The following is a 19,026-nucleotide window of genomic DNA, read 5'->3' on the forward strand; positions in this document are numbered from 1 at the left end:
CCTCCAAAATTGCGCCGCCCGGGTCTGATGACCGGGGCGGCGCCGCAGACGTATCCGATCTAAAGTGCGCGGCGCGCACCCACAAGCCTTATTCCGCCGCAGCGGCTTCCGGAGCGCTCACCTTCAGGCTGCCGCCGGCGGCTTCCACCGCGGCGATGGCGGCCTTGGAGGCGCCGGTGACCTCGAGGGTGACCTTCGAGGTGATCGCGCCCTTCGCCAGCACGCGGATGCCGTCGAGCTTGCGGCGCACGGCGCCGGAGGCCACGAGCAGGTCCTCGGTGATCGGCGCGGAGGCGTCGAGCTTGCCGGCGGCGATGAACTTCTCGATGATGCCGAGGTTGATCACGGCGTGGTTCTTCGAGAACGGCGCGTTGGTGAAGCCGCGCTTCGGCAGGCGCCGGTAGATCGGCATCTGGCCGCCTTCGTAGCCGTTGATGGCCACGCCCGAACGGGACTTCTGACCCTTGATACCGCGGCCACCCATCTTGCCCTTGCCCGAACCCGGGCCACGGCCGATGCGCTTCGCGGTCTTGGTTGCGCCGGGCTTGTCGGCGATCTCGTGAAGTTTCATGACGCTGTCTCCTCTGGCCGGACGCGGGAGCGGAGCGTCAGGGGCTCCCGGACACGGCATGTGTGGCGGGCGGCGGCTGCCGGCCCCTCAAACGCGGCGTCCCGGGCTTGACCCGGGACCCCGATCTTCAGGCCCCCCGGAGGGAGCGGGGAGCGGCGATTACTCGCGCTCCTCGATGATCTGAACGAGATGCGGGATCTTGTTGACCATGCCGCGGATGGACGGGGTGTCCTCCAGCTCACGGGTCTTGTGCATCTTGTTGAGGCCGAGGCCGATCAGCGTGCGGCGCTGAACGTCCGGGCGGCGGATCGGCGAACCGATCTGCTTGACGACGATGGTCTTTGCCATTGCTCCGGTTCCTTACGCTTCAGCCGCTTCCGGGGCGTCATGGTCGTTCCGGGGCAGGATGTCCGCCACCTTCTTGCCACGACGCTGGGCCACCTGGCGCGGGCTCGACTCGCCGACGAGCCCGTTCATGGTGGCGCGGATCATGTTGTAGGGGTTCTGCGAGCCGATGGACTTCGCGACCACGTCCTGGATGCCGAGCATCTCGAACACGGCGCGCATCGGACCACCCGCGATGATGCCGGTACCCTGCGGGGCGGCGCGCATCACCACCTTGCCGGCGCCGTGGCGGCCAGCCTGGTCGTGGTGCAGCGTCCGGCCCTCGCGGAGCGGAACCCGGATCATCTGGCGCTTCGCCTGCTCGGTGGCCTTGCGGATCGCTTCCGGAACCTCGCGGGCCTTGCCCTTGCCGAAGCCCACGCGACCCTTCTGGTCACCGACAACCACGAGAGCTGCAAAGCCGAAGCGCTTGCCGCCCTTCACGGTCTTCGAAACGCGGTTGATCGCGACGAGGCGATCGGCGAATTCCGGGGTTTCGTCGCGGTCGCGACGGTCCCGACGGTTGTCTTCCCGTGCCATTATCGCCTCCTCAGAACTTGAGACCGCCCTCACGGGCGGCATCCGCAAGGGCTTTCACCTTGCCGTGGAAAAGGTAGCCGCCACGGTCGAAGACGACTTCCTCGACACCGGCGGCCTTGGCGCGCGCGGCGATCTCGGAGCCGATCTTCGCGGCAGCCTCGACGTTGTTCTTGCCCATCAGGCCCAGCTTGGACTCGAGGGTCGACGCCGCGGCCAGGGTCACGCCCTGCGCGTCGTCGATCACCTGGACCGAGATGTTCTTGGACGAGCGGTGAACGCTCAGCCGGGGCTTGCCGCCGCCGACCTTCTTCAGCCTGCTCCGCACGCGCATACGGCGTTTCTGGAACAGCGCAAGTTTGCTCATAGCCATCTTGTTGCTCCTTACTTCTTCTTGCCGTCTTTGCGGAAGATGAACTCACCCTTGTAGCGGATGCCCTTGCCCTTGTAGGGCTCGGGACGCCGCCAGTCGCGGATCTTGGCCGCCACTTCGCCGACTTCCTGCTGGTCGATGCCCTCGATCGCGATCTCCGTCGGCTTGGCGCAGGTGATCGTGATCCCGTCGGGGATCGGGAAGTCGACGTCGTGGGAGTAGCCGAGCGCGAGCTTCAGGACCTTGCCCTGAACCTGGGCGCGGTAACCGACACCCTGGATCTCGAGCTCTTTCTTGAAGCCCTGGGTCACGCCGGTGACCAGGTTCTCGACCTGGGTCCGGGACATGCCCCACTGCTGGCGGGCACGCTTGGACGTGCCGCGCGGTGCCACCACGACGGTGCTGTCTTCGACCTTGATGTCGACATCATCGGTCGCGCGGAAGGTGCGGACGCCCTTGGGCCCCTTCACCTCGATGGTCTGGCCCGAAACGGAGGCAGAGACGCCACCAGGGATCGGAACCGGTTTCTTGCCGATACGAGACATTGCCAGCTCCCTCAGAACACGGTGCAGAGCACTTCGCCGCCGACGTTGCCGGCACGGGCCTGCGCATCGGAGAGGACGCCCTTCGGGGTGGAAAGGATCGCCACGCCGAGACCGTTGCGGACCGACGGGAGTTCCTTCACGCCCTTGTAGACGCGGCGACCGGGGGTGGAGACGCGCTTGAGCTCGCGGATGACCGGCGTACCGTCGAAGTATTTCAGTTCGATCAGGTAGTTCGGCTTGCCCTTCACGCTGTCATCGAGGCTGTAGCCCCGGATGTAGCCTTCGGAGGCAAGAACGTCGAGCACCCAGCCGCGCAGCTTCGACGCAGGCGTAATCACCTTCGTCTTGCCGCGCATCTGCGCGTTGCGGATGCGGGTCAGCATATCGCCGAGAGGATCGTTCACAGACATCTAACCCCTCCTCACCAGCTGGATTTGACCATGCCCGGGATCTGGCCCATCGAGGCCAGGTCGCGCAGGGCGATACGGGACATCTTCAGCTTCCGGTAATAGGCTTTCGGACGACCCGAAACCTGGCACCGGTTGTGGAGACGCGTGGGCGAGGAGTTGCGGGGCAGCTTGGCGAGCTTGAGGCGCGCCTTGAACCGCTCGGACATCTCCAGGTTCTCGTCAGTTGCGATCGCCTTCAGCGCTGCCCGTTTGGCGGCGTACTTGGCGACCAGCTTCTCGCGCTTCTTCTCGCGCTCGATCATGGATACTTTGGCCATTCTCTCCTCCGCCTCAGTTCTGGAAGGGCAGGTTGAAGTGCTTCAACAGCGCCTTCGCTTCCGCATCCGTAGCAGCGGAGGTGCAGATGACGATGTCCATGCCCCAGACCTGATCGACCTTGTCGAAGTTGATCTCGGGGAACACGATGTGCTCCTTCAGGCCCATGGCGTAGTTGCCACGGCCGTCGAAGCTCTTGCCCGAAACGCCGCGGAAGTCGCGGATACGGGGCATCGCGATGGTGGTCAGGCGGTCGAGGAACTCGTACATGCGGTCCGCGCGAAGGGTCACCTTCACGCCGAGCGGCATCTCTTCGCGAACCTTGAAGCCCGCGATGGACTTCTTCGCCTTGGTGATGACCGGCTTCTGGCCGGCGATCGCCATCAGGTCGTCGTGGGCGGACTTGATCTTCTTGGAATCAGAGACCGCTTCGCCGACGCCCATGTTCAGGACGATCTTCTCGAGCTTCGGGATCATCATCTCGTTCTTGTACGAGAATTCTTCCTTCAGCGCCGCGCGGACCTTCTCCTTGTAGAGAGCGCGCAGGCGGGGCGTGTAATCAGCCATCGATCGTCTCCCCGGACTTCTTCGCGAAACGGACCTTCTTGTCGCCCTCGATGCGGAAACCGACGCGGGTGGCGCCGCCGTCCTTCGGGTCGACCAGAGCGAGGTTCGACAGGTGGATCGCAGCCTCTTTCGAGATGCGGCCGCCCTGGCTCGTCTGGGTCTGGCGGGTATGGCGGATGGCCATGTTGACGCCCTTCACCACAGCGCGCTCTTCCTTCGGCAGCACCGAAAGGATCTCGCCCTGCTTGCCCTTGTCCTTACCGGCAAGAACGATGACGGTGTCGCCCTTCTTGAGTTTCGCAGCCATCAGAGCACCTCCGGCGCCAGCGAAATGATCTTCATGAAGTTCTTGGCGCGCAGCTCGCGGACGACCGGGCCGAAGATACGGGTCCCGACCGGCTCACCCTGGTTGTTCAGGATGACGGCAGCGTTGCGGTCAAAGCGGATGGCGGTGCCGTCTTCGCGACGCACTTCCTTCGCGGTGCGAACGATGACGGCCTTGCGGACGTCGCCCTTCTTCACGCGGCCCCGCGGAATGGCTTCCTTGACGGAAACCACAATGATGTCGCCCACGGACGCATACTTGCGATGCGAGCCGCCGAGGACCTTGATGCACTGAACCCGGCGGGCGCCGGAGTTGTCAGCGACATCCAGATTGGTCTGCATCTGGATCATTGGGTTACTCCCGACCTGTGGGGACCTGCCCCACGGTTTCGACTAACCGGGCCTGGTGGGAAACCGCCTCAGGCGGTTGCGGTCACCACGGCCCAGCGTTTGCTCTTCGAGACCGGGGCGCACTCTTCGATGCGCACGGTGTCGCCGGTCTTGAACGTGTTCTCCGGGTCATGCGCCCGGTACTTCTTGGTCATCCGGACGGTCTTCTTCATGACCGGATGCGTGAAACGACGCTCGACCAGGACCGTGACGGTCTGGTCGTTCTTGTCGCTCACGACGGTGCCCTGCAGGATGCGCTTCGGCATTCTCGTCTCTCTCCGATCACTCGGCCGCGGAAGCGGCCTTCTGGTTCAGAATCGTTTTCACGCGTGCCACGTCCTTGCGGACCTGGCCCATGCGTGAGGTGTTCTCGAGCTGGCCGGTGGCCTGCTGGAAGCGGAGGTTGAAGGCCTCCTTCTTGAGCGCCACGAGCTGGTCACGCAGCTCATCGGGCGTCTTGTCGCGCAGTTCGGCGGCGTTCATCGCCATATCCCTTCATCAGAAGTCATGGGAAGAAGCCCCATGCTTTTCCAACCAAAATAAAGGCCGAGGCCCCGGATGACTCCGGGGCCCTGCCCTTACCAATCCTCGCGCTGGACGAACCGGCACTTGATCGGCAGCTTCATGGCGGCCAATCGGAGGGCCTCCCTTGCCACATCTTCGGCCACGCCGTCAAGCTCGAACATGATGCGGCCAGGCTTCACCTTGGCCGACCAGTATTCGACGGAACCCTTGCCCTTACCCATACGAACTTCGGTGGGCTTCTGCGTCACCGGGTTGTCGGGGAAGATGCGGATCCAGACACGGCCCTGGCGCTTCATGTGGCGGGTCATCGCGCGGCGGGCCGCCTCGATCTGCCGCGCGGTGATGCGCTCGGGTTCGGTCGCCTTCAGGCCGAAAGACCCGAAGTTGAGATCGGTACCGCCCTTGGCCTCACCATGGATGCGGCCCTTGTGCAGCTTGCGGAATTTTGTGCGCTTCGGCGAAAGCATCTCTTATCCTCCTCAGGCGCCGCGCTGCGGGCGCCCACCGGCACCCTCCTGCAGCTCGGCCTGGCGACGGTCACGGGCGGCGGGGTCATGCTCCATGATCTCGCCTTTGAAGATCCAGACCTTGATCCCGATGATGCCGTAGGCGGTGAGCGCCTCGGACGTCGCGTAATCGATGTCGGCACGCAGGGTGTGCAGCGGAACGCGGCCCTCGCGGTACCACTCGACGCGGGCGATTTCCGCACCGCCGAGCCGGCCGCCGAGGTTGATGCGGATGCCCAGGGCACCCATGCGCATCGCGTTCTGCACCGCACGCTTCATGGCGCGGCGGAAGGAGACGCGGCGCTCCAGCTGCTGGGCGATGTTCTCGCCGACGAGCTGGGCGTCGATCTCCGGGCGGCGCACTTCAACGATGTTGAGGTGCAGCTCCGAATCGGTGAGCTTCGCAACTTCCTTGCGCAGCGTCTCGATGTCGGCGCCCTTCTTGCCGATGATCACGCCGGGGCGCGCCGAGTGGATCGTCACCCGGCACTTGCGGTGCGGGCGCTCGATGATCACGCGGCTGATGCCGGCCTGGGCACAGCGCTTCTTGATGAACTCGCGGATCTTGAGATCCTCGTGCATCAGGCGGCCGTAGTCCTTGGTGTCAGCGTACCAGCGGCTGTCCCAGGTGCGGTTGACCTGCAGGCGCAGGCCGATCGGATTGACCTTCTGTCCCATTATGCCTGCTCCTCGACCTGACGGACCTTGATGGTGATCTGGCTGAACGGCTTCATGATCTTGCCGAACCGGCCGCGGGCGCGCGGGTGGCCGCGCTTCAGCACCAGGTTCTTGCCGACGTAGGCCTCGACCACGACCAGCTCATCGATATCGAGCCCGTGGTTGTTCTCGGCGTTCGCGATGGCGGACTGAAGGCACTTCTTCACGTCCACGGCGATGCGCTTCTTCGAGAAGGTGAGATCGGTCAGCGCCTTGCCGACCGGCTTCTTCCGGATGAGCTGCGCGACGAGGTTCAGCTTCTGAGGGCTGGTGCGCAGCATGCGCGTCTTCGCCATCGCCTCGTTTTCCGCCACGCGACGGGGGTTTTTCTTCTGTCCCATGGCTTACTTCCGCTTCGCTTTTTTGTCGGCAGCGTGACCGTAGTAGGTACGGGTCGGGCTGTACTCGCCGAATTTCTGACCGATCATCTCCTCGGTGACGTTCACCGGGATATGCTTCTGGCCGTTGTAGACGCCGAAGGTGAGACCCACGAACTGGGGCAGGATCGTCGACCGGCGCGACCAGATCTTGATGACTTCATTGCGACCGCTCTCGCGCGACTTCGCTGCCTTCTTGAGGACATACGAGTCGACAAAGGGGCCTTTCCAGACGGAACGTGACATAGGGCTGGCTCCTTATTTCTTGCGCTGGTGGCGCGAGCGGAGGATGAACTTATCGGTCGCCTTGTTGGTGCGCGTCCGATGACCTTTGGTCGGCTTGCCCCAGGGGGTAACCGGGTGACGGCCACCGGAGGTGCGGCCTTCACCACCGCCGTGCGGGTGGTCGATCGGGTTCATGGCGACACCACGGACCGACGGGCGGATGCCCTTGTGCCGGTTGCGGCCAGCCTTGCCGATGTTCTGGTTCGAGTTGTCGGGGTTCGACACCGCGCCAACCGTGGCCATGCACTCCTGGCGGACGATGCGCAGCTCGCCCGAGGACAGGCGCAGCTGGGCGTAACCGCCGTCACGGCCGACGAACTGGGCATAGGTGCCTGCGGCGCGGGCGATCTGGCCACCCTTGCCGGCCTTCATCTCGACATTGTGCACGATCGTGCCGATCGGCATGCCGGAGAAGGGCATCGCGTTGCCCGGCTTCACGTCGACGCGGGAGCCCGCGATCACCGTGTCGCCCACCGCGAGACGCTGCGGGGCCAGGATGTAGGCCTGCTCGCCGTCTTCATAGCGGATGAGCGCGATGAACGCCGTCCGGTTGGGGTCGAACTCGACCCGCATCACCAGGCCGGGCACATCCCATTTGCGCCGTTTGAAATCGACGATGCGGTAGAGGCGCTTCGCCCCACCGCCCTTGCGACGCATCGTGATCCGCCCGGTGTTGTTCCGGCCGCCATTCTTCGTCAGGCCCTCGGTGAGAGACTTGACGGGGCGGCCTTTCCACAGCTCCGAACGGTCGATCAGAACCAGACCTCGCTGGCCCGGCGTCGTCGGCTTGTATTTTTTCAACGCCATCTTGCTGTCTTCCGCTTCACTGGTTGTTCAAGACGTAAATGCGATGCCCGACGAATCGGGCACCGCGTGCATGTATCAGAGACCGGTGGTGACGTCGATGGTCGCGCCATCGACAAGCGTCACATAGGCCTTCTTGACGTCGTTCCGGCGGCCGATCTGGCCACGGAAGCGCTTCACCTTGCCCTTGGTGATGGTCGTGTTGACCGACTTCACCTTGACGTTGAAGAGCGTTTCCACGGCGGCCTTGATCGCCGGCTTGGTCGCGTCTATCGACACCTCGAACACCACGGCGCCGCTCTCGGACGCCAGGGTGGCCTTCTCGGTGATGATGGGCCGACGGATCACGTCGTACTGTTCGGGCTTCGCACTCATTTCAGGCGCGCCTCCAGCGCTTCCACGGCAGCCTTGGTCAGCACGAGCTTGTTCCGACGCAGGATGTCGTAGACGTTGGCGCCCTGGCTCGGCAGCACATCCACGTTCTCGAGGTTGCGCGCCGCACGGGCGAAGTTTTCGTTCACCTCGGCGCCGTCGATGAACAGCACCTTGTCGAGGCCGAGCTTGGTGAGGCTCTGGCGCAGCTTCGCGGTCTTGGCCTCTTCCATCGACGCGGTGTCGATGATGATCAGCTCACCCGCAGCGGCCTTGGCCGAGAGAGCATGCTTGAGACCGAGAGCGCGCACCTTCTTCGGGAGCTCGTGCGCGTGGCTGCGCACGACCGGACCCTTGGTGGTGCCGCCGTGGCGGAACTGCGAGACGCCCTTGCCACCGTGACGGGCACCACCGGTGCCCTTCTGACGGTAGATCTTCTTGTAGGCGTAGCTCACCTCGGACCGGGTCTTGGTCTTGTGAGTACCGGCCTGGCGCTTCGCGAGCTGCCAGCGCACGACGCGCTGCAGCAGGTCGGCGCGCGGCTCGAGCCCGAAGACGTCGTCGGCGAGGTCGATCTCGCCCGCCGAACCGGCGTCAAAGTTGATCACATCGGCCTTCATTCTTCCGCGCCTCCTTCGGGGGCTTCAACGGGAGCTTCCGACTGGGCGGCGGCACGGATCGCGGCCGGCATCGGCAGACCCTCGGGGGCCTTCACCTTCACCGCGTCCTTGATCGTGACCCAGCCACCCTTGGAGCCGGGGACGGCGCCCTTGACCATGACGAGGCCGCGGTCGACGTCGGTGCGCACCACTTCCAGGTTCTGGGTCGTGACACGGACGGCACCCATGTGGCCGGCCATCTTCTTGCCCTTGAACACCTTGCCGGGGTCCTGGCACTGGCCGGTGGAGCCGTGCGAACGGTGGGAGATCGACACACCATGCGACGCCCGGAGGCCGCCGAAGTTGTGCCGCTTCATCGCACCGGCGAAACCCTTACCGATCGAGGTCCCCGCGATGTCGACCTTCTGGCCGGCGAGGAAGTGATCGGCGGTGATCTCGGCACCGACCTCGATGAGGTTGTCCGGGGTCACACGGAACTCGGCCAGGCGGCGCTTCGGTTCCACGCTCGCCTTGGCGAAGTGGCCGCGCATCGGCTGGCTGACATTCTTCGCGCGGATGGCACCGGCACCGAGCTGGACGGCGGAGTAGCCGTCCTTCTCGGCCGTGCGCTGCGCGACGACCTGAACGTTTTCCATCTGCAGGACGGTCACAGGGATCTGCTTCCCGTCCTCCATGAACAGCCGGGTCATGCCCAGCTTCTTTGCGAGTACTCCAGAGCGCATCGTTCCGCGTCCCCTCAGAGCTTGATTTCGACATCAACGCCGGCGGCGAGGTCGAGCTTCATCAGCGCGTCCACCGTCTGCGGCGTCGGATCAACGATATCCAGGAGGCGCTTGTGCGTCCGGATCTCAAACTGCTCGCGGCTCTTCTTGTCGATGTGCGGACCACGAAGAACCGTGAACTTCTCGATTTTGTTCGGCAGCGGGATCGGCCCGCGTACCGTTGCACCCGTGCGCTTGGCCGTGCTCACGATCTCCGCGGTGCTGGCGTCCAGCACACGGTAGTCGAAGGCCTTGAGCCGGATGCGAATGTTCTGACCTTGCATGTGACCGCCTCTTGGGATCGCTAGGTAGCTTCAAACGAAATGGCCGGGGGCGTATCCCCCGGCCAAGGGGTTTCCAGGCTCGCGCCTTACTCGATGATCTTGGAGACCACGCCGGCGCCGACGGTGCGGCCGCCTTCACGGATGGCGAAGCGGAGCTTCTCTTCCATCGCGATCGGGGCGATCAGGGTCACCGTGAACTTCAGGTTGTCGCCCGGCATCACCATCTCGGTGCCCGAGGGCAGCTCGACGTTGCCGGTCACGTCCGTGGTCCGGAAGTAGAACTGCGGACGGTAGTTGGTGAAGAACGGGGTGTGACGACCGCCCTCTTCCTTGGTCAGGATGTAGGCCTCGGCCTCGAACTTGGTGTGCGGCTTCACCGAACCCGGCTTGCACAGCACCTGGCCACGCTCCACGCCCTCACGGTCGACACCACGCAGCAGCGCGCCGATGTTGTCGCCCGCCTCGCCGCGGTCCAGCAGCTTGCGGAACATTTCCACGCCGGTGCAGGTGGTCTTCTTCGTGTCGCGGATACCGACGATCTCGATTTCCTCGCCCACGGTGATCACGCCACGCTCGACGCGGCCGGTCACGACGGTGCCGCGGCCGGAGATCGAGAACACGTCCTCGATCGGCATCAGGAACGGCTGGTCGATCGGACGGTCCGGGGTCGGGATGTACTCGTCGACCGCGGCCATCAGCTCGCGCACCTTCTCCTCGCCGATCTCCGGGTTGCGCTCTTCGAGCGCGGCCAGGGCGGAACCCGCGATGATCGGGATGTCGTCGCCGGGGAACTCGTAGGAGGAGAGCAGCTCGCGCACTTCCATCTCGACGAGCTCGAGCAGCTCGGGGTCATCCACCTGGTCGACCTTGTTCAGGAACACCACCAGCGCCGGCACGCCGACCTGGCGGGCGAGCAGGATGTGCTCGCGGGTCTGCGGCATCGGGCCGTCGGCCGCGTTCACCACGAGGATCGCGCCGTCCATCTGCGCCGCACCCGTGATCATGTTCTTCACGTAGTCGGCGTGGCCCGGGCAGTCCACGTGCGCGTAATGGCGCGCCGCGGTCTCGTACTCCACGTGGGCGGTCGAGATGGTGATCCCGCGCGCCTTCTCTTCCGGCGCGGCGTCGATCTGGTCATACGCCTTGAAGTCACCGAAGTACTTCGTGATCGCCGCGGTCAGGGACGTCTTGCCGTGGTCGACGTGACCGATCGTCCCGATGTTCACATGCGGTTTGTTCCGCTCGAATTTAGCTTTAGCCATTTCCGTGTCCTTTCGTCGGCCTTCGCACAGGGTGGGGTTTCCCCCACCGCGCTACGCGAATTTCGCCTGGATTTCCTGAGAGATGTTCGCCGGCACCGGCTCGTAATGGTCGAACTGCATGGTGAACTGCGCGCGGCCCGAGGACATGGAGCGCAGGTCGTTGATGTAGCCGAACATGTTCGCGAGCGGCACGAAGGCGTTGACGACATTCGCGTTGCCGCGGGTGTCCTGCCCCTGCACCTGGCCGCGACGGGAGGTGAGATCGCCGATCACGCCGCCGGTGTACTCGTCCGGGGTCACGACCTCGACCTTCATCACCGGCTCGAGCAGCTTCGCGCCGGCCTTCTTGAGGCCCTCGCGCATCGCCGCACGGGACGCGATCTCGAACGCCAGGACGCTCGAGTCCACGTCATGGTAGGCACCGTCGACCAGCTTCACCTTGAAGTCGATCACCGGGAAGCCGGCGAGCGGACCGGAGTCCATGACCGACTTGATGCCCTTTTCCACGCCGGGGATGTATTCCTTCGGCACCGAACCGCCCACGATCTCGGAGACGAAGCTGTAGCCCTCGCCCGGCTCGGTCGGCTGGATGACCAGCTTCACGCGCGCGAACTGGCCCGAGCCGCCCGACTGCTTCTTGTGGGTGTAGTCGATCTCGGCCTCGTGGCCGATGGTCTCGCGGTAGGCCACCTGCGGCGCACCGATGTTCGCCTCGACCTTGAACTCGCGCTTCAGGCGGTCGACCAGGATGTCGAGGTGAAGCTCGCCCATGCCCTTCATGATGGTCTGGCCGGACTCGGGGTCCGAGTAGACCTGGAAGGACGGGTCCTCGGCCGCGAGGCGCTGCAGACCGAGAGACATCTTCTCCTGGTCGGCCTTCGACTTCGGCTCGATGGCGATCTCGATCACCGGCTCCGGGAAGCTCATGGTCTCGAGGACGACCGGCTTCGCGGTGTCGCAGAGCGTGTCACCGGTGGTGGTGTCCTTCAGACCCGCGATCGCGATGATGTCGCCGGCGAACGCCTCGGAGATTTCCTCCTGCTTGTTCGCGTGCATCATCACCATGCGGCCGATGCGCTCCTTCTTGTTCTTCGTCGAGTTGAGCAGCGTGTCGCCCTTGGCGACCTTGCCCGAGTAGACGCGAACGAAGGTGAGCGAGCCCATGAACGGGTCGTTCATGATCTTGAAGGCGAGGCCCGAGAACGGCTGCTCGTCATCCGCCGAACGGGGGATGTTGCGGGTTTCCGTCTCGTCGCCGGGCAGGAAGCCCATGTAGGCGGGCACGTCGAGCGGGCCGGGCAGGAAGTCGATCACCGCGTTGAGCATGGGCTGCACGCCCTTGTTCTTGAACGCGGAACCGGCCAGCACCGGCACGAAGGCCATCGCCAGGGTGCCCTTGCGGATGAGCGCACGGAGGGTCGGCTGGTCGGGCTCCTCGCCCTCCAGGTACTTCTCCATGACCTCGTCGTCCATCTCGACGGCGAGCTCGATCATCTCGGCGCGCATTTCCTCGGCCTTGTCCTTGAGCTCCTCGCGGATCTCCCGGATCTGCCAGGTCGCACCAAGGTCCTCGCCTTCCCACACCCACTCTTTCATGGTGATCAGGTCGACGTGGCCCTCGAGCTCGGTCTCGGCGCCGATGGGCAGCTGGATCGGCATCGGCTGGGCGCCGGTGCGGTCCTTGATCATGGCGACGCAGTTGAAGAAGTCGGCGCCGATCTTGTCCATCTTGTTGACGTAGACGATCCGCGGAACCTTGTAGCGGTCGGCCTGGCGCCAGACGGTCTCGGTCTGGGGCTCGACACCGGCGTTGGCGTCGAGCACGCAGACGGCGCCGTCGAGCACGGCGAGCGAACGCTCGACCTCGATGGTGAAGTCAACGTGGCCCGGGGTGTCGATGATGTTGAACCGGAACTTGGCTTCCTCGGGGGTGTTCCCGTAGATGCCCGTCGGGTTCACGCCATCTTCGGTGCGGAACCAGAAGGTGGTCGTCGCAGCCGAGGTGATGGTGATGCCGCGCTCCTGCTCCTGCTCCATCCAGTCCATCGTCGCGGCGCCGTCATGCACCTCGCCGATCTTGTGGCTCTTGCCGGTGTAGTAGAGGATACGCTCGGTCGTGGTGGTCTTGCCGGCATCAATGTGGGCCATGATGCCGAAGTTGCGGTAGCGTGACAGAGAGAAGTCGCGGGCCATCGGTCCAGTCCTGACGTTGAGTTACCAGCGGTAATGGCTGAACGCTTTGTTCGCGTCGGCCATCTTGTGGGTGTCTTCACGTTTCTTCACGGCGGTACCGCGGGAGTTCACGGCGTCGAGCAGCTCGCCGGCGAGGCGCTCTTCCATCGTGTTCTCGTTGCGGCCGCGCGAGGCGGTGATCAGCCAGCGGATCGCGAGAGCCTCGCGGCGCTCCGGGCGGACCTCGACGGGCACCTGGTAGGTGGCACCGCCCACACGGCGGGAGCGGACTTCCACCGAGGGCTTGATGTTGTCGAGCGCCTCGTGGAACACTTCCACCGGCGCACGCTTGATCTTGTTTTCGACGCGCTCGAGGGCACCGTAGACGATCCGCTCGGCGGCCGACTTCTTGCCGTCGTACATGAGGTTGTTCATGAACTTGGTGAGCACCCGATCGCCGAACTTGGCGTCGGGGAGAACTTCACGCTTCTCTGCGCGGTGGCGTCGCGACATCTCGTTGTCTCCTGAGCGCTGGGGCTCTGTCTAGCTGGAGCAGTCGCGAACCGCGTACCTGCATCCCGTGTTGTTCCTCGGTCCCTTCGGGGCCGGGCGCCGGGGCGCCCTGTCCCTCCGGTGTTCAATGGGCCGGCCTTGCCTCCGGTCCCGTCTGCCACGGCCAGCGCGCTTTCGGCGGTGCTGAACCATGTTGCCGCATCACAGTTCCGCGGCATGTCTCCCCTGCCCTGCCCGGGCCGCCGCGAGGGGCGATCCGGCCCGGTGGTCCCGGGGAGGCACTGCGCGCCGTACCGGCGCCGGCAGTCGTGGCGAACAGGTGGCCTCCGCCAGGAGGCCAGCCCATCAGATCACTTCGGCCGCTTCGCGCCGTACTTGGAGCGGCGCTGGCGGCGGTTCTTCACGCCCTGCGTGTCGAGCACGCCGCGCAGGATGTGGTAACGCACGCCGGGAAGGTCCTTCACACGGCCGCCGCGGATGAGCACAACGGAGTGCTCCTGCAGGTTGTGGCCCTCACCGGGGATGTAGGAGATGACCTCGAACCCGTTGGTGAGACGCACCTTCGCGACCTTGCGGAGAGCCGAGTTCGGCTTCTTCGGCGTGGTGGTGTAGACGCGCGTGCAGACGCCACGCTTCTGCGGGCAAGCCTGCAGGTGCATGGACTTCTGACGCTTCACTCGGGGCTGCCGCGGCTTGCGGATCAGCTGCTGAATTGTCGGCATTGGGCTTAGACCCCGTTCAACCAGTTTCGTCGCACGATCCGCGAAGAGTTCGCGAAACGCAAAAAAGGCCGACACCGGGCCTGAAGGGCCCGCCGCGGCGAAATTCCAGAGGACCGAGGGGCGAACCCTGGGTCGTGACCGCCAGTCTTTTGGCATCCGGATGACAGATTCCCTGTTGCGGAATCATGCACCCGAGCGCGCGGAACCTACGGAGTAGGCCCCCGGATGTCAACCGCATAGCAAGCCGGTTGCTCCCGGGGGGAAGCGCGCGTGGTCCGTCTACGCGGATTCGCCGGGCATTTCCACCCCAAACTGCCGATAAAGCCCCTCGAACCCCGCGCCGGGGCCCGATCGGCCCCCGGGCGGCAGAACGACAGGGGCCGGAGCGGATCTCTCCGCCCCGGCCCCTGCCCTGTCACATGCACCGCGGGCAGAAGCCCGGGCGGATCCGATCAATCGAAGAACGGATCGCCGGTCGGCTCGGCGTGCTCTTCCTCGGGCTGCGCCGCGATGGCGGCCTCGGCGGCGGCTGCCGCCTCGGCCTGGCGCTCCGCGATCACGCGGGCGTCGCGGTCCTGCGCGACCTGGCGGATCTTCTGGATCGCGCCACCGGTACCGGCCGGGATCAGCCGGCCGACGATGACGTTCTCCTTCAGGCCCACGAGTTTGTCGCGCTTGCCCTGGGTCGAGGCCTCGGTGAGCACCCGCGTCGTCTCCTGGAAGGAGGCGGCGGAGATGAACGACCGGGTCTGCAGGCTGGCCTTGGTGATGCCGAGCAGCACGGGGCCGCCCTCGGCGGGCTCGCGGCCCTCCTTGATCGCCTTGGCGTTCTCCTCGTCGAACTCGACGCGGTCGACCTGCTCGCCGGGCAGCAGCGTGGTGCCGCCCGACTTGGTGATCTCGATCTTCTGCAGCATCTGGCGAACGATCACCTCGATGTGCTTGTCGTTGATCTTCACGCCCTGCAGCCGGTAGACGTCCTGCACCTCGTTGATGAGGTAATCGGCCAGGGCCTCGATGCCCATGATCGCCAGGATGTCGTGCGGCGCCGGGTTGCCGTCCATGATGTAGTCACCCTTCTGGACAAAGTCGCCTTCGGCCACCGGGATGTGCTTGCCCTTGGGCACCATGTACTCGACCGGATCCGCGCCTTCCTCGGCCGGCTCGATCGTGATCCGGCGCTTGTTCTTGAAGTCGCGGCCGAAGCGGACCGTACCGTCGATCTCGGCGATGATGGCGTGGTCCTTCGGACGCCGGGCCTCGAAGAGCTCGGCCACACGCGGCAGACCGCCGGTGATGTCCTTGGTCCGCGCGCCCTCGCGCGGGATACGCGCCAGGATGCCGCCCGCCGGCACGTCCATCCCGTCCTCGACGGAGAGAATGGCGTCCACCGACATGCCGTAATGGGCCGGGTTGCCGTTGTCGAGCCGCATGGGCTCGCCGGTCTCGGCGTCCATCACGATGATCTCGGGCTTGAGCTCGTTGCCCTTGGGCGCCGAGCGCCAGTCCGACACGATGCGCTGGCTGATGCCGGTCGCCTCGTCCGTGTCCTCGCGCACCGAGATGCCCGGGATCAGGTCGACGAACTTCACGCGGCCCGCCTTCTCCGAGATGATGGGCAGGGTGAACGGATCCCACTCCATCAGCTTGGTCCCGCGGGAGACCATGTCGCCTTCCTTCACCAGCAGCTTGGCGCCGTAGGCGGCCTTGTGGGTCGCCCGCTCCACGCCCGCCTCGTCGGTGATCACGATCACCACGTTGCGGCCCATCACGAGGATATCGCCGTCGGCGGTCTCGATCAGGTTGCGGTTGCGGATGGCCACCTTGCCCTCCACCGAGGCTTCCACGAACGACTGGCTGCCGCCCTGGGCGATGCCGCCGATGTGGAAGGTGCGCATGGTCAGCTGCGTGCCGGGCTCACCGATCGACTGCGCGGCGATGATGCCGACAGCCTCGCCCGGGTTCACCTTGGTGCCGCGCGCCAGGTCACGCCCGTAGCACTGGGCGCAGATGCCGTCATCCGCCTCACAGGTGAGGGGCGAGCGGATCTTGACCGTCTGGACCTGCGCCGCCTCGATCGACTCCGAGTCCCGCTCGTCGAGCAGGTGACCGCGGGTGAACAGCACCTCGCGGCTGATCGGGTCGATCACGTCCTCGGCCAGCACGCGGCCCAGGATGCGCTCGGAGAGCGAGGCCACGACCTCGCCGCCCTCGACCACGGTCGAGGCGGTGATGCCGGCATCGGTGCCGCAATCATCGATCTTGATGATGCAGTCCTGCGCCACGTCGACGAGACGACGGGTGAGGTAGCCCGAGTTCGCGGTCTTCAGCGCGGTGTCGGCAAGGCCCTTGCGCGCGCCGTGGGTCGAGTTGAAGTACTCGAGCACGGTGAGGCCCTCCTTGAAGTTCGACACGATCGGCGTCTCGATGATCTCGCCCGAGGGCTTGGCCATCAGGCCGCGCATGCCGCCCAGCTGCTTCATCTGCGCCGGAGAGCCACGCGCACCGGAATGCGCCATCATGTAGACCGAGTTGGGCTCCATCTGGCGCCCTTCCTCGTCGAACTTCACCGAGGAAATCTCGGCCATCATCGCGTCGGCCACCTTGTCGGAGCACTTCGACCAGGCGTCCACCACCTTGTTGTACTTCTCGCCCTGGGTGATCAGGCCGTCGAGGTACTGCTGCTCGAACTCCTTCGCGGCATCGCGGGTCTCGTTCACGATGGACCACTTGGTGTCCGGGATGACCATGTCGTCCTTGCCGAAGGAGATGCCGGCCTTGAACGCCTCGCGGAAGCCCAGCGTCATGATCTGGTCGCAGAAGATCACCGATTCCTTCTGGCCGCAGTAGCGGTAGACGGTGTCGATGACCTCACCGACCTCCTTCTTGCGAAGCAGGCGGTTGACGATCTCGAACGGGGCCTTGGCATTCTTCGGCAGCAGCGCGCCGAGCCGCAGGCGGCCGGGCGTGGTCTCGAAGCGCTTCATCACCAGCTCGCCGTTCTCGTCGACCTGCTCGAGACGAGCGGTGATCTTCGAGTGCAGCGTGACGGTGCCGGCCTCCAGCGCGTGGTCGACTTCCTCGATGTCGCGGAACACCATGCCCTGGCCGGCCATCCCCTCCTTCTCGAGGGTGATGTAGTAGAGGCCGAGGATCATGTCCTGCGACGGCACGATGATCGGCTTGCCGTTGGCCGGCGAAAGCACGTTGTTCGTGGACATCATCAGGACGCGCGCCTCGAGCTGCGCTTCCATCGAAAGCGGCACGTGCACGGCCATCTGGTCGCCGTCGAAGTCGGCGTTGAAGGCCGAGCACACCAGCGGGTGAAGCTGGATCGCCTTGCCCTCGATCAGGGTCGGCTCGAAGGCCTGGATGCCCAGACGGTGCAGCGTCGGCGCACGGTTCAGCAGAACCGGGTGCTCGCGGATCACCTCGTCGAGGATGTCCCAGACCTCCGGACGCTCCTTCTCCACCAGCTTCTTCGCCTGCTTCACGGTGCTCGAGAGCCCCTTCGCGTCAAGCCGCGAGTAGATGAAGGGCTTGAACAGCTCCAGCGCCATCTTCTTTGGCAACCCGCACTGGTGCAGCTTCAGCTCCGGCCCGGTCACGATCACCGAGCGGCCCGAGAAGTCCACGCGCTTGCCGAGCAGGTTCTGGCGGAACCGGCCCTGCTTGCCCTTGAGCATGTCGGAGAGCGACTTCAGCGGGCGCTTGTTGGCACCCGTGATGACGCGGCCCCGGCGGCCGTTGTCGAACAGCGCGTCCACGGCTTCCTGCAGCATGCGCTTCTCGTTGCGCACGATGATGTCGGGCGCGCGCAGCTCGATCAGCCGCTTCAGGCGGTTGTTGCGGTTGATCACGCGACGGTAGAGGTCGTTGAGGTCCGACGTGGCGAAGCGGCCACCGTCCAGCGGCACCAGCGGGCGCAGCTCGGGCGGGATCACCGGCACCACGGTGAGGATCATCCACTCCGGGCGGTTGCCGGACTCGAGGAAGTTCTCCACCAGTTTCAGGCGCTTGATGATCTTCTTTGGCTTCAGCTCACCGGTCGCGACGGAGAGATCCTCGCGCAGCTGGTCGGCCTCCTGCTGGAGGTCGATGGCAGCCAGCATCTCGCGGATGGCCTCGGCGCCGATGCCGGCGGTGAAGGCGTCCTCGCCGTACTGGTCCTGCGCGTCGAGGTACTCCTCCTCCGTCAGCATCTGGCGATGCTTCAGGTCGGTGAGGCCCGGCTCGATGACGACATACTGCTCGAAGTAGAGGATGCGCTCGAGGTCGCGCAGCGTCATGTCCAGCATCAGGCCGATGCGCGACGGCAGCGACTTGAGGAACCAGATATGCGCCACCGGGGCGGCCAGGTCGATGTGACCCATCCGCTCGCGACGCACCTTCTGGAGCGTGACTTCAACGCCGCACTTCTCGCAGGTAACCCCGCGATACTTCATGCGCTTGTACTTGCCGCACAGGCACTCGTAGTCCTTGATCGGGCCGAAGATACGGGCGCAGAACAGCCCGTCCCGCTCCGGCTTGAAGGTGCGGTAGTTGATCGTTTCCGGCTTCTTGATCTCACCGTACGACCAGGAAAGAATGCGCTCCGGGCTCGCGAGCGAGATCTTGATCTCGTCGAAGGTCCGCGGAGGCGCACTCGGATTGAACGGGTTCATGACTTCCTGGTTCATCTCGTAACCTT

26 protein-coding genes are annotated in these 19,026 nt (G+C 65.1%); all 26 read right to left on the reverse strand.

The genetic code is table 11. The features are described 5' to 3' along the window. Nucleotides 1-88: 88 nt before the first annotated feature. The 26 genes from rplO to rpoC all read right to left on the reverse strand — a co-directional run bounded on the left by rplO (nucleotide 89) and on the right by rpoC (nucleotide 19,015). Nucleotides 89-571 carry a 50S ribosomal protein L15 gene (rplO, locus tag D3P35_RS06660; protein WP_118133781.1) on the reverse strand — a complete coding sequence of 161 codons (483 nt, stop codon included), beginning with the start codon at nucleotides 569-571 and terminating at the stop codon, nucleotides 89-91. 159 nt (nucleotides 572-730) lie between these two features. Continuing rightward, the gene (gene rpmD, locus D3P35_RS06665; protein ID WP_118133783.1) at nucleotides 731-919 is read right to left on the reverse strand and encodes a 50S ribosomal protein L30; all 189 of its coding nucleotides are present in this window, start codon (nucleotides 917-919) and stop codon (nucleotides 731-733) included. A 12-nt stretch (nucleotides 920-931) separates the two neighbouring features. After that, nucleotides 932-1,495, reverse strand: coding sequence for a 30S ribosomal protein S5 (rpsE, locus tag D3P35_RS06670; protein WP_118133785.1), 564 nt, complete (start codon nucleotides 1,493-1,495; stop codon nucleotides 932-934). Nucleotides 1,496-1,505: 10 nt separating this feature from the next. Then, nucleotides 1,506-1,865, reverse strand: a complete 360-nt coding sequence (gene rplR / locus D3P35_RS06675; protein WP_118133787.1) for a 50S ribosomal protein L18 — start codon at nucleotides 1,863-1,865, stop codon at nucleotides 1,506-1,508. A gap of 11 nt (nucleotides 1,866-1,876) precedes the next feature. Further along, nucleotides 1,877-2,410, reverse strand: a complete 534-nt coding sequence (gene rplF, locus D3P35_RS06680; RefSeq protein WP_118133789.1) for a 50S ribosomal protein L6 — start codon at nucleotides 2,408-2,410, stop codon at nucleotides 1,877-1,879. Nucleotides 2,411-2,421: 11 nt separating this feature from the next. Then, nucleotides 2,422-2,820, reverse strand: coding sequence for a 30S ribosomal protein S8 (gene rpsH, locus D3P35_RS06685; RefSeq protein WP_118133791.1), 399 nt, complete (start codon nucleotides 2,818-2,820; stop codon nucleotides 2,422-2,424). Nucleotides 2,821-2,831: 11 nt separating this feature from the next. After that, nucleotides 2,832-3,137: a 30S ribosomal protein S14 gene (gene rpsN / locus D3P35_RS06690; RefSeq protein ID WP_118133793.1), complete on the reverse strand. Its 306-nt coding sequence runs from the start codon at nucleotides 3,135-3,137 to the stop codon at nucleotides 2,832-2,834. 13 nt (nucleotides 3,138-3,150) lie between these two features. Beyond that, nucleotides 3,151-3,702 carry a 50S ribosomal protein L5 gene (gene rplE, locus D3P35_RS06695; protein WP_118133795.1) on the reverse strand — a complete coding sequence of 184 codons (552 nt, stop codon included), beginning with the start codon at nucleotides 3,700-3,702 and terminating at the stop codon, nucleotides 3,151-3,153. Continuing rightward, on the reverse strand, nucleotides 3,695-4,009 hold the full coding sequence (rplX, locus tag D3P35_RS06700) for a 50S ribosomal protein L24 (RefSeq protein WP_118133797.1): 315 nt from the start codon (nucleotides 4,007-4,009) through the stop codon (nucleotides 3,695-3,697). Before rplX ends, rplE begins: the two co-directional genes overlap by 8 nt. After that, nucleotides 4,009-4,377, reverse strand: coding sequence for a 50S ribosomal protein L14 (gene rplN / locus D3P35_RS06705; RefSeq protein ID WP_118133799.1), 369 nt, complete (start codon nucleotides 4,375-4,377; stop codon nucleotides 4,009-4,011). Before rplN ends, rplX begins: the two co-directional genes overlap by 1 nt. A gap of 68 nt (nucleotides 4,378-4,445) precedes the next feature. Next, entirely contained in the window at nucleotides 4,446-4,682 is a 237-nt protein-coding gene (rpsQ, locus tag D3P35_RS06710; RefSeq protein WP_118133801.1) for a 30S ribosomal protein S17, read from the reverse strand. 16 nt (nucleotides 4,683-4,698) lie between these two features. Then, nucleotides 4,699-4,899 (reverse strand): 50S ribosomal protein L29, encoded by a 201-nt coding sequence (gene rpmC / locus D3P35_RS06715; protein ID WP_118134094.1) that lies wholly within the window; start codon nucleotides 4,897-4,899, stop codon nucleotides 4,699-4,701. 95 nt (nucleotides 4,900-4,994) lie between these two features. After that, nucleotides 4,995-5,408, reverse strand: coding sequence for a 50S ribosomal protein L16 (rplP, locus tag D3P35_RS06720; RefSeq protein ID WP_118133802.1), 414 nt, complete (start codon nucleotides 5,406-5,408; stop codon nucleotides 4,995-4,997). A 12-nt stretch (nucleotides 5,409-5,420) separates the two neighbouring features. Beyond that, entirely contained in the window at nucleotides 5,421-6,125 is a 705-nt protein-coding gene (gene rpsC / locus D3P35_RS06725) for a 30S ribosomal protein S3 (protein ID WP_118133805.1), read from the reverse strand. After that, a complete protein-coding gene (gene rplV / locus D3P35_RS06730) occupies nucleotides 6,125-6,505 on the reverse strand; it encodes a 50S ribosomal protein L22 (protein ID WP_118133807.1) in 381 nt (126 codons plus the stop codon). The genes rpsC and rplV overlap by 1 nt, the downstream gene beginning before the upstream one ends. A 3-nt stretch (nucleotides 6,506-6,508) precedes the next feature. Beyond that, nucleotides 6,509-6,787: a 30S ribosomal protein S19 gene (rpsS, locus tag D3P35_RS06735; RefSeq protein WP_118133809.1), complete on the reverse strand. Its 279-nt coding sequence runs from the start codon at nucleotides 6,785-6,787 to the stop codon at nucleotides 6,509-6,511. Nucleotides 6,788-6,799: 12 nt separating this feature from the next. Further along, nucleotides 6,800-7,633: a 50S ribosomal protein L2 gene (rplB, locus tag D3P35_RS06740; RefSeq protein ID WP_118133811.1), complete on the reverse strand. Its 834-nt coding sequence runs from the start codon at nucleotides 7,631-7,633 to the stop codon at nucleotides 6,800-6,802. 75 nt (nucleotides 7,634-7,708) lie between these two features. Further along, nucleotides 7,709-8,005, reverse strand: coding sequence for a 50S ribosomal protein L23 (locus D3P35_RS06745; protein WP_118133813.1), 297 nt, complete (start codon nucleotides 8,003-8,005; stop codon nucleotides 7,709-7,711). Next, nucleotides 8,002-8,622, reverse strand: coding sequence for a 50S ribosomal protein L4 (gene rplD, locus D3P35_RS06750; RefSeq protein WP_118133815.1), 621 nt, complete (start codon nucleotides 8,620-8,622; stop codon nucleotides 8,002-8,004). The genes D3P35_RS06745 and rplD overlap by 4 nt, the downstream gene beginning before the upstream one ends. Further along, nucleotides 8,619-9,344 carry a 50S ribosomal protein L3 gene (gene rplC, locus D3P35_RS06755; RefSeq protein ID WP_118133817.1) on the reverse strand — a complete coding sequence of 242 codons (726 nt, stop codon included), beginning with the start codon at nucleotides 9,342-9,344 and terminating at the stop codon, nucleotides 8,619-8,621. The genes rplD and rplC overlap by 4 nt, the downstream gene beginning before the upstream one ends. A 14-nt stretch (nucleotides 9,345-9,358) precedes the next feature. Beyond that, nucleotides 9,359-9,667, reverse strand: a complete 309-nt coding sequence (gene rpsJ, locus D3P35_RS06760; protein ID WP_118133819.1) for a 30S ribosomal protein S10 — start codon at nucleotides 9,665-9,667, stop codon at nucleotides 9,359-9,361. 86 nt (nucleotides 9,668-9,753) lie between these two features. Then, nucleotides 9,754-10,929, reverse strand: coding sequence for an elongation factor Tu (gene tuf / locus D3P35_RS06765; protein ID WP_118133821.1), 1,176 nt, complete (start codon nucleotides 10,927-10,929; stop codon nucleotides 9,754-9,756). Nucleotides 10,930-10,980: 51 nt separating this feature from the next. Continuing rightward, entirely contained in the window at nucleotides 10,981-13,122 is a 2,142-nt protein-coding gene (fusA, locus tag D3P35_RS06770; protein ID WP_118133823.1) for an elongation factor G, read from the reverse strand. Between the two features lie 21 nt (nucleotides 13,123-13,143). Beyond that, nucleotides 13,144-13,614: a 30S ribosomal protein S7 gene (gene rpsG, locus D3P35_RS06775; protein WP_118133825.1), complete on the reverse strand. Its 471-nt coding sequence runs from the start codon at nucleotides 13,612-13,614 to the stop codon at nucleotides 13,144-13,146. Nucleotides 13,615-13,964: 350 nt separating this feature from the next. Beyond that, the gene (gene rpsL, locus D3P35_RS06780) at nucleotides 13,965-14,336 is read right to left on the reverse strand and encodes a 30S ribosomal protein S12 (RefSeq protein WP_118133827.1); all 372 of its coding nucleotides are present in this window, start codon (nucleotides 14,334-14,336) and stop codon (nucleotides 13,965-13,967) included. Nucleotides 14,337-14,788: 452 nt separating this feature from the next. Beyond that, a complete protein-coding gene (gene rpoC / locus D3P35_RS06785) occupies nucleotides 14,789-19,015 on the reverse strand; it encodes a DNA-directed RNA polymerase subunit beta' (RefSeq protein WP_118133829.1) in 4,227 nt (1,408 codons plus the stop codon). Nucleotides 19,016-19,026 lie beyond the last annotated feature (11 nt).

Source organism: Oceanicella sp. SM1341 (genome assembly GCF_003448965.1).
Lineage (GTDB): Bacteria > Pseudomonadota > Alphaproteobacteria > Rhodobacterales > Rhodobacteraceae > Paroceanicella.